The sequence below is a fragment of the Shewanella cyperi genome, assembly GCF_017354985.1.
GTDB classification, from domain to species: domain Bacteria; phylum Pseudomonadota; class Gammaproteobacteria; order Enterobacterales; family Shewanellaceae; genus Shewanella; species Shewanella cyperi.
Genome location: NZ_CP071501.1, coordinates 3613247 through 3631124, shown reverse-complemented (window position 1 = coordinate 3631124; position 17878 = coordinate 3613247). Strand labels below are relative to the sequence as shown.

The following is a 17878-nucleotide window of genomic DNA, read 5'->3' as shown; positions in this document are numbered from 1 at the left end:
AAATGCCCCTGTACCACTACCGTGGCCGTAATGCCCAGGGCCAACAGGTAACCGGGCAGTTGGAGGCGACCAGCGAACACGCCGCCGCCGACCAGCTGCTGGCCCGGGCGGTGATCCCATTGGAGCTGACCGCCACTAAGTCCAGGCAAGGTTTCAGCCTGGAAAAGCTGTTTGCCCGGCAGGTGAGTCTCGACGAGCTGCAAATCTTTACCCGGCAGATGTATTCACTCACCCGCTCCGGCATTCCTATTCTGAGGGCCATTGCCGGCCTGTCCGAATCCAGCCATTCGGCCCGGATGAAGGAGGCCTTGCAGGATATTTCCGAGCAGCTCACCGCGGGGCGCAGCCTGTCATCGGCCATGAATCAACATCCCGATGTGTTTAACGCCCTGTTTGTCTCCATGGTGCACGTGGGGGAGAACACAGGTAAGTTGGAGGACATCTTCCTGCAACTGTCGGGTTATATCGAGCGGGAGCAGGAAACCCGGCGGCGGATCAAATCCGCCATGCGCTATCCGATATTTGTACTGATCGCCATCGCCATCGCCATGGTGATCCTCAATATCATGGTGATCCCCAAATTTGCCGAGATGTTTTCCCGCTTTGGTGCCGATCTGCCCTGGGCCACCAAGCTGCTGATTGCTACCTCCAACCTGTTTGTTCATTACTGGTTTCTGCTGTTGCTGGGGCTGCTTGGCGTCATTATCGGCATACGTTATTGGCATGCCAGCGAACAGGGCGAGAAACAGTGGGATCAGTGGAAACTGCATATTCCGGCGGTGGGCTCCATTATCGAGCGTTCGACCCTGGCCCGCTATTGCCGCAGTTTCGCCATGATGCTCAGTGCCGGTGTGCCCATGACCCAGGCGTTGAGCCTGGTGGCCGATGCGGTCGATAACGCCTTTATGCACGACAGGATAGTGGGTATGCGCCGCGGCATAGAGGCCGGTGAGTCCGTGCTTAGGGTGTCCAACCACAGCCAGCTGTTTACCCCGCTGGTGCTGCAGATGGTGGCCGTGGGCGAGGAAACCGGGCAGATAGATCAGCTGCTCAACGATGCCGCCGATTTCTACGAGGGTGAGGTGGATTACGATCTCAAGAACCTGACCGCCAAGCTGGAGCCCATTTTGATCGGCATAGTGGCCGGCATAGTCTTGATCCTTGCCCTGGGTATTTACCTGCCCATGTGGGACATGCTCAACGTGGTCAAGGGCGGCGGATAAATGCAACCCCAGCGGGAGGTGGAGGGCGAATTGATGGGGGTGTTCCGCACCCTGACGGCGCTGATCCTGCTGCTGCTGATTTTGGGTGGATTGGGCTGGCGTTATTTTTCCGGGTTGGAATCCGTTGCCGGTAACGGTCTGGCGCTGCAACACAGTCGCTTGCTGAATGTGCTGGGCATGGCCCGCTCCCAGTGGCTGAGTCAGGGGCAGCCGGGGGAAGTCATGCTGCAATGGGCCGGTGACGGCGGTCGCTCCGTGGTGAAGATGTCCAAGGGCGGTTGGCCTGTGCCCGATGAGGCGAGCGCCGACGGCTGCGCCCGTTTGTGGCAAGCACTGCTGAGTGTCAAACCCGAGTCGGGTTTGGTCAGTACCGATTACAGCGTCGAAGCGGATATTTGCTCCTTCACAACACATGATGGCGACAGGCTGGAATACAGTCTGTTGTCGGGTAAACTTCTCTTGGCCTCCCAAGAGTAATTATCTGTTATTTAAAACACTTTTAATGGTTTATTTAGCTGCTACAATGGAAAAATCGCTACGGAGGCAAGTATGAAAGCAAAGCAACAGGGTTTTTCTCTGATCGAGCTGGTCATAGTCATAGTGATCCTGGGGTTGTTAGCCGTGACGGCTATTCCCAGATTCCTCAATGTGACCGACGATGCCGAGGCTGCCAGCGTTGATGGCGTCACCGGTGGCCTGTCCACCGCCGTGGGTTTTGTCCGTGCCCAATGGGAAGTGGACGGTCGCAACAATGCCAGCGTGCTGCTTGATGGTACCAGCATTGCCCTGGATACCCGCTTTGGTTATCCCACGGGCCTGGTCAATACCTCGGCCACTTCAATGACCGATGCCAGTTGCCAGGAAGTGTTCAACACCATATTGCAAAGTGCGCCCCGTAACGTGCTGTATAACCAGGATGCCCGTAACCAGCGCTACACAGTGCGGGTGATTGATGGCTCGGGTGGCAGTGCCACGGCGCTCAATGGCACTGCGGTGGCCAACTTGGACCTGTGTGTTTATCACCAGGTTGCCTCCCTGGTGCTGGACCAAAGCAGCGGTGTGCCCACACCCGTGCCGGATCTGGCCACCACAGGTGCCCTCGGTATCACCTATAACCCGGGCACGGGGCAGGTGCTCAGCTTCACAAATTAACAGATTGAAACAGGCGAGCAGGGAACAGGTCGTGCTATAAAAACAACAATTGGGGTCAGAGGCAGGATGTCTCTGGGCCATCACACTGGAACTGGAATTTTTTATGCGTATGCAAAAACAACAAGGTTTTACCCTGATCGAACTGGTGGTGGTGATCATCATCCTCGGCATTCTGGCGGTTACCGCAGCGCCCAAGTTTATTAACCTGCAAACAGATGCCCGCAAATCAACGGTTGAAGGGGCAAAGGCAGCCTTGCAAGGCGCCAATTCTCTGGTTTATTCCAAGGCAGCATTAGCTGGTAAGGAAGCTGCCGCGGGACAGACGGTGACCATGAACACTGGCGTGACTGTGACCACGGACTTTGGCTACCTGGCCGGTAATGCCACAGTGGCAACCATTGCGACTGATCTTGAAAAAATATTGGAAATGAATTTTCAGGCATTGGCTGATGACAGCACGACAGTAAGTAATGAGGATTGGGGCGTGCGTGCTGTGAGTGCCACCAGTTTCAAGATAGTACCCCGTGGTAGGACTGCAGATTCGACGGCCGCTAATGCCTGTCATTTGCTCTATACGGCAGCAACTTCAACGATCGTTGTACCAACATATACAATAGTGAATACAGGTTGCTGATAAAAGGCCCGCATAGCGGGCCTTTTTCTTGTCTATTTAACATCTTGCACATCAAGTATTTGCCTATTTGCCGTCCATGTTGGAAACTTGGAAAGGACGATTTCCGGCGCGGGGCGGCCAATGTTTGGCTCTCACTTTTTTTATCGACGGCACAGACAGGGATTTACCCTGATTGAACTGGTCACCACCATACTCCTTATCGGGATACTGGCCGTGGTGGCCTTGCCGCGCCTGCTTGGTAAGAGTGACTACAGCGACCATGGGCTGCGCAGCGAGCTGATTTCCAGGTTACGGCAGGCCCAGCTGATGGCGCTCAACAATACCGATCAATGCGTGCGCATCCAGGTGTTAAGTGGCAGTGGTTACCGCCAGCAGCGCTTCGATGGTCGCAGCGGTGCTCTGTGCAGTGGCACTGAGCAATGGAGCAGTGATTGGCAGTCGCTTCAGGGCGATGCCACCCTGACCCTGGTGGCCGGAGGCAGCGACAGTTTCAATCTCGATTTCGACGCCCTGGGCCGCTTGCCGGGCAGCGGTTGTAACGGTCCTTGTTTGCAAACAGGAGCGCTGCAAATCGGCATCAGCCGGGAGGGCTATATCTATGCCCTGTAACTCGATGTCCTGTAACTCTTTGTCCTGTAGAAATGGCTCCACAAGCGCTAAAGGAAGGGGCTTCACCCTGATTGAGTTGGTGGTCGGCATGCTGGTTATCGGCATAGCCCTGGTGATGATGTCGACCATGCTGTTTCCCCAGGCCGACCGGGCAGCCGTTAACCTTTACCGGGTACGCAGCGCCGAACTGGCCCATTCGATTATGAATGAGATCTGGGGCAAACGCTTTGATGAGGCCAGTGTCATAGGTGGTACCCCGGCCTGTGGCTCCGCGGCGGGGGCGCTCTGTTCCATAAGCCTGGGACCCGATGGTGGTGAGGGGCGCAACGACTTTGATGATGTGGATGATTTTAACGGCCTGAATGAAACCGCCACCTTGCTCGGCAGCAGTGATACCTATGCCGACCGCTATCCGCGTTTTAAGCTGCTGGTGACAGTCAGCAACCAAAAAGCAGGCATGGAAAAGCTCATTCAGGTCGATGTGACCACACCCGCAGGTGAAGTGATCACTTACCACGCGCTCAGGAGTAATTACTGATGCGCCAATTCAAGAGCAGCTTGGGCTTTACCCTGGTGGAGATGGTGACCGTCATCATCATCCTCGGGGTGCTGGTGGTGGGCGTCAGCAGCTTTATCATTTTCGGCACCCGGATTTTTGTCGAGTCCAGTGCCGTGGATCAGGTGATGGCCGAGAGTCGCTTCGCCCTGGAGCGCATGACCCGGGACGTACGCCAATCCCTGCCGGGCAGTCTGAGACTTGCCAGCGGCTCCGATGGCAGCCGCAGCTGGCAATGCCTGGAGCTGGTGCCTGTGGTCAGCAGCTCCAGCTACATAGCACTGCCGGTGTTTCCCGACCCTGTCGCCACCACGGGCACGGCGCTGTTGGATTCCGGTTCCTCCCGGGTGGCAAGCGGGCAGTGGCTGTTTGTCTATCCCCTGACGGCGGATGAGGTATATCAGGCTGCGGCCGGGGATACGGGCAAGCGGGTAGCTTTGCAGGATGTGAGTGTCAGTGCCAACGAGCTGAACCTGACCTTTGCTTCGGCGTTCCGCTTTGTGGAGGCCTCGCCGCGGCAGCGGGTTTATTTTGCCACCACGGCTCTGAGTTACTGCTTTATCCAGACATTGGCCAGCGGTGATATTTCCTTGTGGCATTACAGCAATTTTCCCCTGCTGGCGACCCAGGCGTCTCCGGCCGACATGCTGTCCCAGGGGGCCACAGAGTCCTTGATGGCGCGCCACATTACCACCGCCAGTCCGCTCAGTCTTTATGGCGCCACCTTACTCAATAATGCCATGGTACAGCTGGATCTGGGGTTTAATGTCAATGGCCAGGTATTCAGTTACCAGCATCAAATGCAGGTGATCAATGTTCCCTAAGCCAACCGGGGCCGAACGGGCCATACAGTTTCGCACCCGCCAGCGCGGCAGCGCCCTGGTGATTGGCATCTTTGTGCTGACGGCCATGTTTCTGTTGGCGGCGGCCCTGATCAATATGGCCAGTGACAGCGACAGCGCCCTCAATCAGGAGGTCTGGGGCACCCGGGCGCTGGCGGCGGCCAACAGTGGCGCCGATGCGGCCATGGCACGCTTATTTCCCCTGGATGGCACCGAACCCGGCTGCACTGCGGTTGACAGTGACTGGACGCCACCCAACGTACTGGGCTTTCATGCCTGCCAGGTGTTCCTTTCCTGTCAGGCCATCACGGGTTCGGGTATGACCCAGTACCTGCTGCAAAGCCATGCCGTATGTGCCAGCGGTGATATCCGTGTCAGTCGTCAGGTGGAGGTCACTGCCCGTGGTCATTAACTGGAACTGGTTGCCTAAGCTTTGCCGGCTAACCTGCGTCAGCCTGACGCTTATCTTGCTGTCACCCTCGCTGCAGGCCGTGCCGGTTTGCTCGGATATTTTTACCGACCCGCCAACTGGTTCCCACGACCCTAACGGTTTGGTAGCACCATCGGAACTCAAAGATCTTGGCGCTTTCAGTTGTAACAAAAAGTTTTGCCCCGATGATAGCTTTAGCCCGGGTGACTATAACTTCAGGGATGGCAGTTTCAGTCAGGGTTATTACATCAGTACCAGCGGTGCCACCACCCGACTGTATTTCGATAATCTGACATTGAACAATGCAGACATCAACACCTCGGGCAAACCGGAAAACCTGCTGATCTTTGTCCGTGGCAATGTGCATATTTCGGGGCAGAGCAGCATCAACGCCATAGTCTATGTGGCCGGCACTGCAACCTTCAGTGGCCATGCCAGTATCTCGGGCGCTGTAGCGGCCGGTGGCAGCCTAACCTTCAGCGGCAACAACGCCCATGCCAATGTGGACTTGAGCATCATAGACAAGGCCGATTTCGGCGGTATGTGCACCAATACCGCGGCTGTGGTGGATCACTTTGAGTTCCAGTTGTCGGCCAATCCCCTGACCTGTAAGGCCGAAACCGTCACCCTCAAGGCCTGCGCCAATGGCGATTGCAGTTCCCTGATTACGGATGCGGTACAGGCCAACCTGCTAGTCAGCGGTTCTTCCTCTGCCTATTGGGTGGGCGGCAACAGTGTCAGTTTCAGTGGTGGCTCGACCTCGCTGTCACTGCGAAGTACCACCACTGAATCCATCACCCTTGGCATCACATCCTCCACCCCAACAGCCCTGAATAACACCCTCTGTCGCCTGGGGGCTCTGGCGCCGAGTGCCGCGGCCTGTACCCTGAGTTTTGCCGACAGCGGCTTTGTGTTTGAGGTGCCGGATAAGCTGGCCAATAAGGCCGCGGATGGCATCAAGGTCATGGCGGTGAAAAAAGATGACAGCAGCCAGAGCTGCGAGCCCGCCTTTGTCAGCACCACTAAGAGCCTGAGCCTGTGGAGTGACTATTTGGATCCAAATGCCACGACCCAGGTAAGCAATGCCAAGGTGACGGTCAATGGCACTGCGATAGGCACCAGCCAGGCCGATGCCACGGTTCAAAACCTCAACTTTGATGGGGCAGGTGAGGCCACGATTCAGGTCAATTATCCCGATGCGGGCCAGATGCAGCTGAATTTGAGTTACTCCGGCAGTGGCGAAGATGCGGGCCTGTCTATGTCGGGCTCAGACACTTTTGTCAGTTTCCCTGCGGGCCTGTGTATCGCGCCCGAAGATCCCGGCGCCATATGCACCGCAGGCGATGCCTCTTGCCCCGCCTATACACAAGCAGGTGAGAGCTTTAATCTCAAGCTCCAGGCCATGGCCTGGGAGTCTGATGACGACAGTGACTATTGCGATAATAAGACGACTACGCCCAATTATGCCCAAGCCAACATAGTGCTTGGCAGTGAGTTGGTGGCGCCCAGCGGCGGCGAGCCGGGCATACTTGCCAATGAAAAGTACAATCATCAGGTGGCTGCATCCGGCCTCAATATCCAGAGTCAGGCCATCGGTGAGGTGGGGGTATTTAAATTTACCGCCGAGCCTCCCGCCACCTATCTCGGATCCAACTTTTACACTATTCCCCAGGCCAGCAGTGTCAATGTGGGGCGTTTTATTCCCGCCAGGCTTGAATTGCAGGACCCCAGCGTATTAGCCGCCTGTGGGACAGGCAACTTCAGTTACCTCGATCAGCCCTTCGGCTTAAGCCTGAGCTTGAAGGCCCTGAACACAAAGGATGAGGTGACCCAAAACTATCGGGGAGAGTTTGCCAAGGGCCTGGCCCAGTTGGTGCTGGAAAATGGCAATGATGGTAAGGACCTGGGTTATCGCATTGCCGATCTGCCCTCCTGGGATAAGGGTATGGTTGAACTGCCACTGGACTTCAGTACCAGCGTCGCTCGCTTACCGGCGCCGGGCGTGGATGGTCCCTTCAGTGCTGCCATGCTGGGGATCAAGGTTGCGGATACGGATGGGGTTGAACTCACGGCTGCCGATATGAATGCCGCCACCACGGGTAATTGTGCCGACACAGATGATTGTGATGCCATCGCCCTGTCCAGCCAAAGCTACTTCCATGGCCGGGTGGTGTTGGACAATACCTATGGCCCCGAGGATCAATGGCTCACCATGGCGGGTCGGGTGCAGTATTGGAATGGGTCCGCCTGGGCGCTGAATCTCAGCGACAGTTGCAGCAGTTTTGCGCCGGCATTGGCCACTCAGGTGGATGATACTGTGCTGGGGTATGGGTTTAACCCGGCGCTGGGCGTCAATCAAGAGGTTGAGCGTTTTGTTGCGGGGCCTGGCACCATGACTGAGGCCGCCGCCGGGAACTTCAGCCTGCTATGGCGAGCCCTTACCGCTGACACTTTGGGGGGCTATACCGGACAGGTGACCGCACCCCTTGAGGTGCCCTTGTGGTTACAGTGGTATTGGAACTGGAATGGCCTGGATGCCAATGCCCTGAGTAACCCAAGGGCCAGTGCCTATTTCGGCCGTTATCGGGGTCATGACAAGGTGATCTACTGGCGTGAGGTCTATTGACGACTGTCAACAAAACAGCGCTCCGTTGCGCTGTTTTTTTAGGCGCTAAGGCCGGTGAAATTGTTCAAAAAACCTTTGCTTCAAAAAAAATCACTTCATTAGCGAATGTTAACCCCCGCGGTCTTGTGGAATCAGGGTGGCATTGATAAAGTTAGCTGATTTTCTTTCTCTGGCTCCACAGAATACAGGCTAGTTACATGTTCAAGAAGCTGCGTGGCATTTTTTCTAACGATCTGTCGATCGATTTGGGTACAGCTAACACCTTAATTTATGTTCGTGAAGAAGGCATAGTGTTGAATGAGCCTTCGGTGGTGGCGATACGTGGTGAGCGCAACAGCTCTGGCCAGAAATCCGTGGCAGCCGTGGGGACCGAGGCCAAGCAGATGCTGGGTCGTACCCCTGGCAACATCCAGGCCATACGTCCGATGAAGGACGGTGTGATTGCCGATTTCTATGTGACCGAAAAGATGTTGCAGCACTTTATCAAACAAGTGCACAACAACAGTTTTTTCCGCCCCAGCCCCCGTGTGCTGGTGTGCGTGCCTGTGGGAGCCACCCAGGTTGAGCGTCGTGCCATCCGCGAATCCGCCATGGGAGCCGGTGCCCGCGAGGTTTACCTGATTGAAGAGCCGATGGCCGCGGCAATAGGTGCCGGTCTGCCGGTTTCCGAAGCCACAGGTTCCATGGTGGTGGATATAGGTGGCGGTACCACTGAGGTGGCCATCATCTCCCTCAACGGTGTGGTTTACTCCTCTTCCGTGCGCATAGGTGGTGACAAGTTCGATGACGCCATCATCAACTACGTGCGCCGTAACTATGGCAGCCTGATAGGTGAAGCCACGGCCGAACGCATCAAGCACACAATCGGCACAGCCTATCCCGGCGACGAAGTGCTGGAGATTGAAGTTCGCGGCCGCAACCTCGCCGAAGGTGTGCCAAGAAGCTTCACCCTCAACAGCAACGAAATTCTCGAAGCCCTGCAGGAACCCCTGTCCGGTATTGTCAGCGCCGTGATGGTGGCCCTGGAACAGTCTCCTCCGGAATTGGCATCAGACATCTCCGAGCGTGGCATGGTGCTCACCGGCGGTGGCGCACTGCTGCGTGATCTCGACCGTCTGCTGATGCAGGAAACCGGCATCCCTGTGATGGTGGCCGAAGACCCGCTCACTTGCGTGGCCCGTGGCGGCGGCAAGGCACTGGAAATGATCGACATGCACGGTGGCGATCTCTTCTCCGAAGAAAACTGATCCCTGATCAAATAAGGCGGTGAATCACCGCCTTGAGTTTCTATGAAGCCAATTTTTGTTCGCGGTGTGTCGAATCAGTTCCGATTGACACTGGCAATCATATTGTCGGTGATCCTCATCGTGGCCAATGATCGACTCGACCCCGTACGCCAATCCATGGCGACCCTGCTCAGTCCCCTGCAATACCTGGCCAATGTTCCCGGCGATATGCTGGATTCGGTGGCCGAAAACCTCGCCAGTCGCGCCATGCTGCAGTCCCAGAATGCCGAATTGATGCGCCAACAATTGCTGATGAGTGAGCGCCTGCAACGCTTTGAGCACCTGCGCCAGGAAAACGAACGCCTGCGGGCCCTGCTTGGCTCACCATTGCATATGGATGCCCGCAAAATGGTGGCCGAAGTGGTCGAGGTGGCCAGCGATCCCTTTCATCAATACGTGGTGATTAACCGCGGCAGTCAACATGCGGTTTATGTGGGCCAGCCTGTACTGGACGCCCAGGGCATAGTGGGGCAGGTGGTGCAGGTCAGTGCCATCACCAGTCGGGTGCTGCTGATGTCCGATGTCAGCCATGGTATTCCGGTGCGCATCACCCGTAACGATGTGCGTCTGGTGGCCAATGGCACAGGCGAGCTGGACGAGATTGAACTCAAGTATGTGGCCAAGAGCACCGACGTGAAGGTCGGTGATCTGCTGGTGACTTCGGGCCTGGGCAACCGTTTTCCCGAGGGGTATCCGGTCGCCAGGGTCATGCAGGTACAACGTGATGATGGCCAGAGTTATGCCCGGGTTACGGCCCAGCCGGTGGCGGCCCTGGACAGGATCCGTTATCTGCTGCTGATCTGGCCGGAAAAAGCCGCGGAGAATTCACCGGAGTCCGCGCCTCCCGCCGCCGAGGCCAACACTGATATCAAAGGGGAGGCCCAATGACATTACAGGCACCCCGTGGCAGGTTGGTGGTCTGGTTGACCTTACTTGCCGGTTTGGTTTTTCAAATCATGCCATTGCCGGCGCTGGTTGAGGGTTGGCGCCCCGACTGGCTGCTGATGGTGATGATCTATTGGGCCATGGCCCTGCCCCACAGATACAATATCCTCACCGCCTGGCTCCTTGGGGTGGTGCTGGATGTGATGCTGGGGGCCACCTTCGGGGTTCGTGCCCTGGCATTTTCCCTGGTCACCTACGTGGTGGTGCTGCATTTTCAGCGGCTGCGCAACTTTCCCATGTGGCAGCAGGCCCTGGTGATCACCAGCCTGATAGTGCTCTATCACCTGGTGGTATTTTGGGCCGAGTATGTGCTGCAAAAGGTGCAATTCAATGTGGACGTGTTCTGGCCGGCACTGTCGAGCCTGTTCATTTGGCCCTGGGCCTTCTGGCTGCTGCGTCGACTGCGACGCCGTTATAAAGTCCGCTAAACAAAGGAAATTGAAATGACTTTGGTACTTGCCTCCCAATCTCCCCGTCGTCGGGAACTGCTGTTGCAAGCCGGGCTTGGACGTGCCGATTTCAGGTTCGAACGGGTCAATCCCGATATAGATGAAACCCCGCTGCCGGATGAGACCCCGGAAGCCCATGTGGAACGTTTGGCACGGGAAAAGGCCCTGGCCGGTCTGTCACTGGCATCAGGTTTTGAACAGCCAGTGGTTTTGGGCTCTGACACCATAGTGGTACTCGATGGCCGCATCCTCGGCAAACCCAGGGATGCGGAGGATGCCTGTGCTATGCTGAGCGCATTGAGCGACCGTGAACACCTGGTGATGACGGCGGTGGCCATCAGTGATGGCAACCAGACCCGCAGCACTGTGGTGCAGACCAAGGTACGCTTCAGTGTGCTGAGCGAAGATGACATCCGCCTTTACGTCGCCAGCGGTGAGCCGCTGGACAAGGCCGGTGCCTACGGGATCCAGGGCATGGGTGGTGCCTTTGTCAGCGCCATTGACGGCAGCTACAGCGCCGTGGTGGGCTTGCCGCTGGTGGAAACCCGGGCCCTGTTGCAATCTTTTTCCCTGCTGTGATTGCGGGCTTAACCGAGATACAAAAGCAATTCCCTTGAGGGGGTGGCGGTGCAAAGTAATCGAAATTCAGGTGCAAGGCTTCCACGCAAGATGGGATCCGAGTTGCTGATCAATGTCACGCCCACCGAGGCCCGGGTGGCCCTGGTGGAGCACGGCCTGTTACAGGAAGTCCACGTAGAGCGGCGCATGAAACGCGGCCTGGTGGGCAATATCTACAAGGGCAAGATCAGCCGGGTACTGCCGGGTATGCAGGCTGCCTTTGTCGACATTGGCCTGGACAAGGCCGCCTTCCTGCACGCTTCCGATATAGTGCCCCACACCGAGTGCGTCGCCGATGTGGAGAAAGGCAACTTTGTGGTGCGCGACATCGCCGAGCTGGTGCGCCAGGGCCAGGACATCATGGTGCAGGTGGTCAAAGATCCCCTCGGCACCAAGGGCGCCCGCCTCACCACAGACATTACCCTGCCTTCCCGTTATCTGGTGTTTATGCCGGGTTCCGCCCATGTGGGTGTATCCCAGCGCATCGAGTCCGAGGAAGAGCGCGCCCGCCTCAAAGCCATCACATTGCCATTTGTCGATGATGACGGTGGTTTTATCATCCGCACTGCGGCCGAGAATGTCGGCGAAGATGAGCTGTCCCAGGATGCCGCGTTCCTGCGACGGGTATGGGCCAAGGTCAGCGAGCGCCGCAAACGCAAGGGCGCGACCCTCTTGTATCAGGATCTGGCACTGCCGGTGCGCATAGTGCGCGATTTTGTCGGCCAGGAGCTGGACCGGGTGCAGGTGGACTCCCGCAGTACTTTTCTGGAATTGCAGCAGTTTGCCCAGGAATTCATGCCCGAGTTGGCGGATAAGATTGAGCACTACCAGGGCAATGTCCCTATTTTCGACCTGTACGATGTGGAGAACGAGATCCAGCGGGCCCTGGGGCGCAAGGTGGAGCTCAAGTCCGGTGGTTACCTCATCATTGACCAGACCGAGGCCATGACCACGGTCGATATCAATACCGGCGCCTTTGTCGGCCACCGCAATCTGGAAGAAACCATATTCAACACCAACCTGGAGGCAACCCAGGCCATTGCCCGGCAACTGCGGCTGCGCAATCTCGGCGGCATCATTATCATAGATTTCATCGATATGCTGAACGAGGACCACAAGCAGCGGGTGCTTGCCAGCCTGACTGCGGCGTTGGCGGCGGACAGGGTCAAGACCAATATCAGCGGTTTTTCCGGTCTGGGGCTGGTGGAAATGACCCGCAAGCGCACCCGTGAGAGTCTGGAGCATGTACTCTGCGGTGAGTGCCCCGCCTGCAAGGGCACGGGCTCGATGAAGACGGTGGAAACCGTCAGCTATGAGATCTTCCGCGAAATTATCCGCCTCAACAAGGCCTATGCGGCGGACGAGTTCCTGCTCTACTGTTCCCCGGCGGTGCACCACAGTCTCTCCGGCGATGAGGGGCACCTGCTGGCTGAGTTGGAAGTCTATATAGGCAAACGCATCCGGGTGCAGAACGAACCCATGTATGCCCAGAACAAATACGATGTGGTGATGGTCTAGTGTCCCTGTCCCTGCCTGCCCGTTGGGGCCGAATCTGCGGGCAAATGCTCGCGCTGGCGCTGGTGCTGTTTGCCCTGGCGGTCAGCCTGATCCGCGGCCTGTTACCCCAACTGACCCAGGTACGGCAGGACTTGGTTGACTACCTCCATGAACAATACCAGGTGCAGGTGCAGCTGGGCTCTCTGTCCGCCGAATGGCAGGCCTTTGGGCCGGCGTTGACGGTTGACCATCTGGTGTTGCCGCCCCAGCCGAAATTGCCTGTGACCCTGATAGTGCAGCGCACCGAGTTCAAATTGGATTTCTGGCAAAGTCTGGTCAACCGCCGGCCGCAGATCGAAAACGTGAAGTTCGATGGGGTTGAGGTGGCCATCAATCTCGACCAGCTCGAGGCCGGCGAAGGGGAGGTCAACCTCGATTGGCTCTATCGCCTGTTGCTGGAGCAGCTGGAGCGTTTTGCCATGGACAGGGTCAGCATTCAGTTGCTCAGCCAGAATCACACCATACGCCCCATCTTCCTCGACAAGTTGCGTTGGTTTAACACCGATGGCCGCCACAGAGCCGAGGGCTTGTTGTTCCTGCAGCAGGGGGCATCGGCGCGGGAGAGTCTCAGTCTGCAGGTGGATCTGCGTGGCGATGGCAATGACCCCGACAGTATTCGTGGCCAGCTCTATCTGGCAGCAAAGGAGCTGGACCTCGGCGCCTGGGCTTCCCATCGACAGCAACTGGTCAATCAAACCGATGCCCTGCCCATGAACGGGGTGGTGAATCTGCAGGCCTGGCTGGATCTCGACCGTCGTCATCTGGAATCGGCTTTGGTGCAGTTTCAGCCGAGCCACCTGGAGTGGCAGTTACCCGGTGAGGACATCAGCCAACGTTTCGAGATATCCAAGGGCAAGCTGCTGTGGCTTAAAGACAAACAGCAGGGTGGTTGGCAACTGCTCAGCCAGGATCTGACCCTGGCCAGCAATGGTCAGCCTTGGCCCGAACTTATGCTCGGGCTCAGGTATGCCGATGGCGACCTGGCTGCCCATATCAATCAGCTGGAGCTGCCCATGCTGCTGCCCCTGGCAGTTTTGGCGCCGACCGTGGGGCAGGCTCAGTTACAGCGATTGTTGCAGCTGGCGCCACAGGGACAGATTGCCGATGCCAGAGTCATTCGTAATGGGGCGGGGATGAATGCCAGTGCCTCCCTGCGCCATCTGGCCTGGCAGCCATTTGAAGGGATCCCCGGCAGCGACGCCGCCAATTTCCGCCTGATGCTGGATACCAATGGCATCACCCTGGCGGCGCCGGCCCAGTCCTATCGACTGGATTTCGCCGGTGGTTTCAAAGCGCCGCTGGCGCTGAATGCCAGGCCCTTCAAGGCCAGGGTCGACTTTGCCGAACAGGCCTTGCTCCTTCCAGGCATCCATCTGGACAATGACGATATTGCCATAGACGCCGCCATGCGCCTTGGCTGGCAGGAGCGGCTCCATCTGGCGCTGGCGGCCGCCGTGGATGTTAAGCGCGCCGACCAGGCCGGTCTCTATTTTCCGCGGCAGGCCATGGGCGAGCCCCTGGCCGATTATCTGGAAGGGGCCATCAAGGCCGGCCACAGCGATGATGCCCAGATGGTTTGGCATGGCTTTCTGGGGGATTTCCCCTACGGCGAGCACCAGGGGGTGTTCCAGGCCGGATTCAGCCTGAAGCAAGGCGCCTATGCCTTCCAGCCGGATTGGCCGACGGTCACCGAGTTGGAGGTACGGGCCCTGTTCGAAAATGCCCGCATGGATATCTGGGCTGACAAGGGCAAGCTGTTGAATGTCAAAGCCGATGGCGCCCACGTGTACATTCCCACCATGGATGAGCACAGCCTGTTGCGGGTTGAAGCCAAGCTGGCCACCTCGGGGCCGGCGGCAACCGCAGTGTTGAAGCGCTCGCCCTTGGCCTCCTCAGTGGGTGCCACCCTGGATGTGGTGCAGGTGCTGGGGGATGTGAGTGGCAAACTGGATTTAAGCATACCTCTGTGGCACGGCGCCCGGCCCGAAATTCTCGGTGAAGTGGTGTTTGACAATACCCCTGTGTACCTCAGTCAGCCCGGTGTGCGCCTCAGTCGGGTCCGTGGCAAGGTGAATTTCCATAACGACAAGGTTTGGGGAGAGGGGATAAACGCCAGGCTGTTTGGTCAACCCCTTGGCTTCAGTTTTAACAGTGGCGATGATCAGGGTTTGTACCAGTTACAGGTGGATCTCAATGGCCACTGGAACCTGGATGCCTTGCCGGAAGAGTTGGCCAATCCCCTGAGTCCTTTTTACAGTGGCGTCCTCGACTGGCAGGGCGATCTGCGGCTGATGTTTGACCCCGCCGGATTCAGGATCCAGGGCCTGGTGGAAACCGAACTGGTGGACGCCAGGTTGCAGTTGCCGCCCCCCTTTGGCAAGGGCGCCGCCGAAATCAGCGCGCTGCGGGCCGAGATCCTTGGTGACAATAAGCAGCTGAACCTGGGGATCCGCCTTGAGGACAAGGGCGAATTCTGGGGCAGCTTCGACATGGAACAGGGAGGCTCGGGCCCGGTACTGAGCCATTATGACTTGCTCCTTGGCAGGGGATTTCGCAGCGGTGACGGGCTCAGAAAGGACAATGGTCATTTGCAGTTGGCCTTGCCCAAGGTGGATTTCGCCCAGTGGCTGCCTCTGATCCGGGCCTTTGTTGAAGCTCCCGCCGCCGAAGGCCGGCCCTTGTTCCCACCTTTGGCTCGGGTCGATGCGCAAGTCGAGGCCATGGATCTCTTTGGCCAGCCCCTGAGCCAACTGAACTTCAGTGCCGAACCCAGCGACGGCCTGTGGCGACTCGATGCCGAAGCCGACGAGTTCAAGGGCCATGTGGATTTCTTCCCCGACTGGTCAACCGGCGGCCTCAAGGTGGCTGCCGAGCGGCTGGACTTACAACTGGATGGTTCCGGCCAGCAGCTCAATGACGATGATATTCGCCAAAGTCTGCCACCTCTGGCGGTCAATGTGGCCGACCTGCAATGGCGGGGCAAATCCCTTGGCAGCCTGACGCTGCAGGGCACGCCGGATGGCAATAATTATCAGATCCAGACCCTGGAACTCACCAGTGCTGATGCCGGCCTGAGTGGCGCCGGCAGCTGGCTTAACGAGAATGGCATCAGCCAGACCGAATTGTCCCTGTCCCTCAAGGCCGACAAGTTTGACAGCGTCAGTGCCCGTTTGGGAATCGATCCCGGCATCAAGGAGGCGCCTCTGGATTTAACCGCCAAACTTGGCTGGCAGGGCGCTCCCTACGGTTTTGAGCTTGGCAGTCTCAGCGGTGAGGTCAACTTCAAGCTTGGTAAGGGCCATATGTCGCAGCTCAGCGACAAGGGGGCCCGGATCTTCTCCCTGTTCAGCCTCGACTCCCTGCTGCGCAAGCTGTCGCTGGATTTCTCCGATGTATTTGGCCAGGGCCTGTATTTCGACAGCTTCGGCGGCAATCTGCTGCTGGACAATGGCGTGGTGAAAACCACAGATACAGTGATGGATGCCGTGGCCGGGGAAATGAAGGTGCGGGGCTATACCGACCTCATCAGTCAAAGCCTCAATTACGATATCCGCTTTGCGCCCAAGCTGGCTTCCAGCGTGCCAACAGTGGTGCTGCTCAGTACCAGTGCCTGGACCATGGGCCTGGGGGCGTTTGCCCTGACCAAGGTGCTGGAGCCTGTGATTGAGGTGATTTCCGAGATCCGCTTCCGTTTGACCGGCACCATGGATGAGCCGCTGCTGGAAGAAGTGGAGCGCAAGAGCAAGGAAATTGAGATCCCCGAGTCCGTGCTGCCACGCAGGGAAGAACCCCAGGCCGTCGAGGGGCAGGCGATTGAAGGCATGGAAGATGCTCCCGATATGCCAGCACAAACCGCCCCGACAGAGGTCACTCCGGCGGTGACGCCGGTTCCTGAAAAAGAGCCCGAGCAGCCTGAACCCAAAGCCGTAGAACCCGTACCTGCCGTTGGAAAAGAGCCCAAAGCACTACAGGGCCAGTTGTCCAGTGCGCCACCAAGGCAGTTAACCCCAGTCGTTACAGGAGTTGCAGATGCAAGTCAGTTTGCTGCAATGCCGGAGCAGCCGCGATGTGGCGGCCAATCTCGGCTTTATCGAATCGCAGCTTGAAATCCTGCCCAGGGAGGCAGGCGAGCTACAGCTGGTGGTGCTGCCCGAATGTAGCCTGCTGTTCGGTGGCCACGAGAGCCAACAGCTGGCCTGGGCCGGCGATGGTGAGGACAGCGAGCTGAAGCAGGCCTTGGCGGCACTGGCAAAACGATTTGATGTGTATATGGTGGCCGGTACCATTCCCGCCCGCTGTGCCGATGGCCGGGTCTACAGCCGCAGCTTCCTGTTCGATAATCAGGGCGCCACCCTGGGCCAGTACGACAAGTTGCATCTGTTCGATGTGGACGTCAGCGACGGCACCCGTCACTACCGGGAAAGTGAGACCTTTTGCCCCGGCGATCACATCAGCGTGATAGACACGCCCTTCGGTCGCCTGGGATTGTCCGTGTGCTACGATCTGCGTTTTCCCGATCTGTACCGGGCCATGCGCCTGGCCGGCGCCGAACTTATCGCGGTACCCTCTGCCTTCACCAAGGTCACGGGGCAGGCACATTGGCAGGTGCTGTTGCAGGCAAGGGCCATAGAAACCCAATGTTTTATGCTGGCAGCCGCCCAGTGGGGCCAGCATAATGAGGGCAGCAGAGAAACCTGGGGCCAGAGCATGATAGTAGACCCCTGGGGCCAGATTCTGGTCCAGCTGCCGGAGGGCACGGGTTGGGTGCAGGCGCGGCTCGACAGGGAGGCCCAGGCCGATATTCGTCGCCGCATGCCGGTGATGGGCCATAATAGGTTTGAGCCGCCTGTGCTCAAGCTTGTTGATTAAGCAAGGTACTTAATCTTGGTGCTTAAGCCCTGAGCTGTGACTGATTCCGGTGGCACTTATTGCCCCAAGTTATCGAATTTAC

At 57.9% G+C, this 17878-nt stretch carries 16 protein-coding genes; all 16 read left to right on the top strand.

The features are described 5' to 3' along the window. Window positions 1-2: 2 nt before the first annotated feature. The 16 genes from JYB84_RS16135 (at window position 3) to JYB84_RS16060 (ending at window position 17796) form a co-directional block, all read left to right on the top strand. On the top strand, window positions 3-1223 hold the full coding sequence (locus JYB84_RS16135) for a type II secretion system F family protein (RefSeq protein WP_207323272.1): 1221 nt from the start codon (window positions 3-5) through the stop codon (window positions 1221-1223). Beyond that, complete coding sequence (locus JYB84_RS16130; RefSeq protein WP_207321033.1) at window positions 1224-1700, top strand: hypothetical protein; 477 nt, start codon at window positions 1224-1226, stop codon at window positions 1698-1700. Between the two features lie 72 nt (window positions 1701-1772). Further along, window positions 1773-2375 carry a pilin gene (locus JYB84_RS16125; RefSeq protein WP_207321032.1) on the top strand — a complete coding sequence of 201 codons (603 nt, stop codon included), beginning with the start codon at window positions 1773-1775 and terminating at the stop codon, window positions 2373-2375. A gap of 109 nt (window positions 2376-2484) precedes the next feature. After that, window positions 2485-3009, top strand: coding sequence for a type II secretion system protein (locus tag JYB84_RS16120; protein WP_207323271.1), 525 nt, complete (start codon window positions 2485-2487; stop codon window positions 3007-3009). A 120-nt stretch (window positions 3010-3129) separates the two neighbouring features. Continuing rightward, window positions 3130-3618, top strand: coding sequence for a pilus assembly FimT family protein (locus JYB84_RS16115; RefSeq protein WP_207321031.1), 489 nt, complete (start codon window positions 3130-3132; stop codon window positions 3616-3618). Window positions 3619-3622: 4 nt separating this feature from the next. Continuing rightward, window positions 3623-4156: a type IV pilus modification PilV family protein gene (locus JYB84_RS16110; protein ID WP_207323270.1), complete on the top strand. Its 534-nt coding sequence runs from the start codon at window positions 3623-3625 to the stop codon at window positions 4154-4156. Further along, complete coding sequence (locus JYB84_RS16105) at window positions 4156-4998, top strand: PilW family protein (RefSeq protein ID WP_207321030.1); 843 nt, start codon at window positions 4156-4158, stop codon at window positions 4996-4998. The genes JYB84_RS16110 and JYB84_RS16105 overlap by 1 nt, the downstream gene beginning before the upstream one ends. Further along, window positions 4988-5428 carry an MSHA biogenesis protein MshP gene (locus JYB84_RS16100; RefSeq protein ID WP_207321029.1) on the top strand — a complete coding sequence of 147 codons (441 nt, stop codon included), beginning with the start codon at window positions 4988-4990 and terminating at the stop codon, window positions 5426-5428. The genes JYB84_RS16105 and JYB84_RS16100 overlap by 11 nt, the downstream gene beginning before the upstream one ends. A 10-nt stretch (window positions 5429-5438) precedes the next feature. Continuing rightward, window positions 5439-8072, top strand: coding sequence for a DUF6701 domain-containing protein (locus JYB84_RS16095; protein ID WP_207321028.1), 2634 nt, complete (start codon window positions 5439-5441; stop codon window positions 8070-8072). Window positions 8073-8269: 197 nt separating this feature from the next. Further along, complete coding sequence (locus JYB84_RS16090; RefSeq protein ID WP_207321027.1) at window positions 8270-9319, top strand: rod shape-determining protein; 1050 nt, start codon at window positions 8270-8272, stop codon at window positions 9317-9319. Between the two features lie 42 nt (window positions 9320-9361). Next, a complete protein-coding gene (gene mreC, locus JYB84_RS16085; protein WP_207321026.1) occupies window positions 9362-10246 on the top strand; it encodes a rod shape-determining protein MreC in 885 nt (294 codons plus the stop codon). Continuing rightward, window positions 10243-10731: a rod shape-determining protein MreD gene (gene mreD, locus JYB84_RS16080; RefSeq protein WP_207321025.1), complete on the top strand. Its 489-nt coding sequence runs from the start codon at window positions 10243-10245 to the stop codon at window positions 10729-10731. The genes mreC and mreD overlap by 4 nt, the downstream gene beginning before the upstream one ends. Before the next feature lie 15 nt (window positions 10732-10746). Beyond that, complete coding sequence (locus JYB84_RS16075) at window positions 10747-11331, top strand: Maf family protein (protein ID WP_207321024.1); 585 nt, start codon at window positions 10747-10749, stop codon at window positions 11329-11331. 90 nt (window positions 11332-11421) lie between these two features. Continuing rightward, entirely contained in the window at window positions 11422-12888 is a 1467-nt protein-coding gene (gene rng, locus JYB84_RS16070; protein WP_207321023.1) for a ribonuclease G, read from the top strand. Beyond that, a complete protein-coding gene (locus JYB84_RS16065; protein WP_228290813.1) occupies window positions 12888-17033 on the top strand; it encodes a YhdP family protein in 4146 nt (1381 codons plus the stop codon). Before rng ends, JYB84_RS16065 begins: the two co-directional genes overlap by 1 nt. Then, window positions 16957-17796, top strand: coding sequence for a carbon-nitrogen hydrolase family protein (locus JYB84_RS16060; RefSeq protein WP_207321022.1), 840 nt, complete (start codon window positions 16957-16959; stop codon window positions 17794-17796). The genes JYB84_RS16065 and JYB84_RS16060 overlap by 77 nt, the downstream gene beginning before the upstream one ends. The last annotated feature ends 82 nt before the right edge of the window (window positions 17797-17878 follow it).

Bases quoted from the DNA above. Each gene is read 5' to 3' on its own strand.
- JYB84_RS16135 (WP_207323272.1), top strand. From the start codon at position 3: ATGCCCCTGTACCACTACCGTGGCCGTAATGCCCAGGGCCAACAGGTA.
- JYB84_RS16130 (WP_207321033.1), top strand. From the start codon at position 1,224: ATGCAACCCCAGCGGGAGGTGGAGGGCGAATTGATGGGGGTGTTCCGC.
- JYB84_RS16125 (WP_207321032.1), top strand. From the start codon at position 1,773: ATGAAAGCAAAGCAACAGGGTTTTTCTCTGATCGAGCTGGTCATAGTC.
- JYB84_RS16120 (WP_207323271.1), top strand. From the start codon at position 2,485: ATGCAAAAACAACAAGGTTTTACCCTGATCGAACTGGTGGTGGTGATC.
- JYB84_RS16115 (WP_207321031.1), top strand. From the start codon at position 3,130: ATGTTTGGCTCTCACTTTTTTTATCGACGGCACAGACAGGGATTTACC.
- JYB84_RS16110 (WP_207323270.1), top strand. From the start codon at position 3,623: ATGTCCTGTAACTCTTTGTCCTGTAGAAATGGCTCCACAAGCGCTAAA.
- JYB84_RS16105 (WP_207321030.1), top strand. From the start codon at position 4,156: ATGCGCCAATTCAAGAGCAGCTTGGGCTTTACCCTGGTGGAGATGGTG.
- JYB84_RS16100 (WP_207321029.1), top strand. From the start codon at position 4,988: ATGTTCCCTAAGCCAACCGGGGCCGAACGGGCCATACAGTTTCGCACC.
- JYB84_RS16090 (WP_207321027.1), top strand. From the start codon at position 8,270: ATGTTCAAGAAGCTGCGTGGCATTTTTTCTAACGATCTGTCGATCGAT.
- mreC (WP_207321026.1), top strand. From the start codon at position 9,362: ATGAAGCCAATTTTTGTTCGCGGTGTGTCGAATCAGTTCCGATTGACA.
- mreD (WP_207321025.1), top strand. From the start codon at position 10,243: ATGACATTACAGGCACCCCGTGGCAGGTTGGTGGTCTGGTTGACCTTA.
- JYB84_RS16075 (WP_207321024.1), top strand. From the start codon at position 10,747: ATGACTTTGGTACTTGCCTCCCAATCTCCCCGTCGTCGGGAACTGCTG.
- rng (WP_207321023.1), top strand. From the start codon at position 11,422: ATGGGATCCGAGTTGCTGATCAATGTCACGCCCACCGAGGCCCGGGTG.
- JYB84_RS16060 (WP_207321022.1), top strand. From the start codon at position 16,957: ATGCAAGTCAGTTTGCTGCAATGCCGGAGCAGCCGCGATGTGGCGGCC.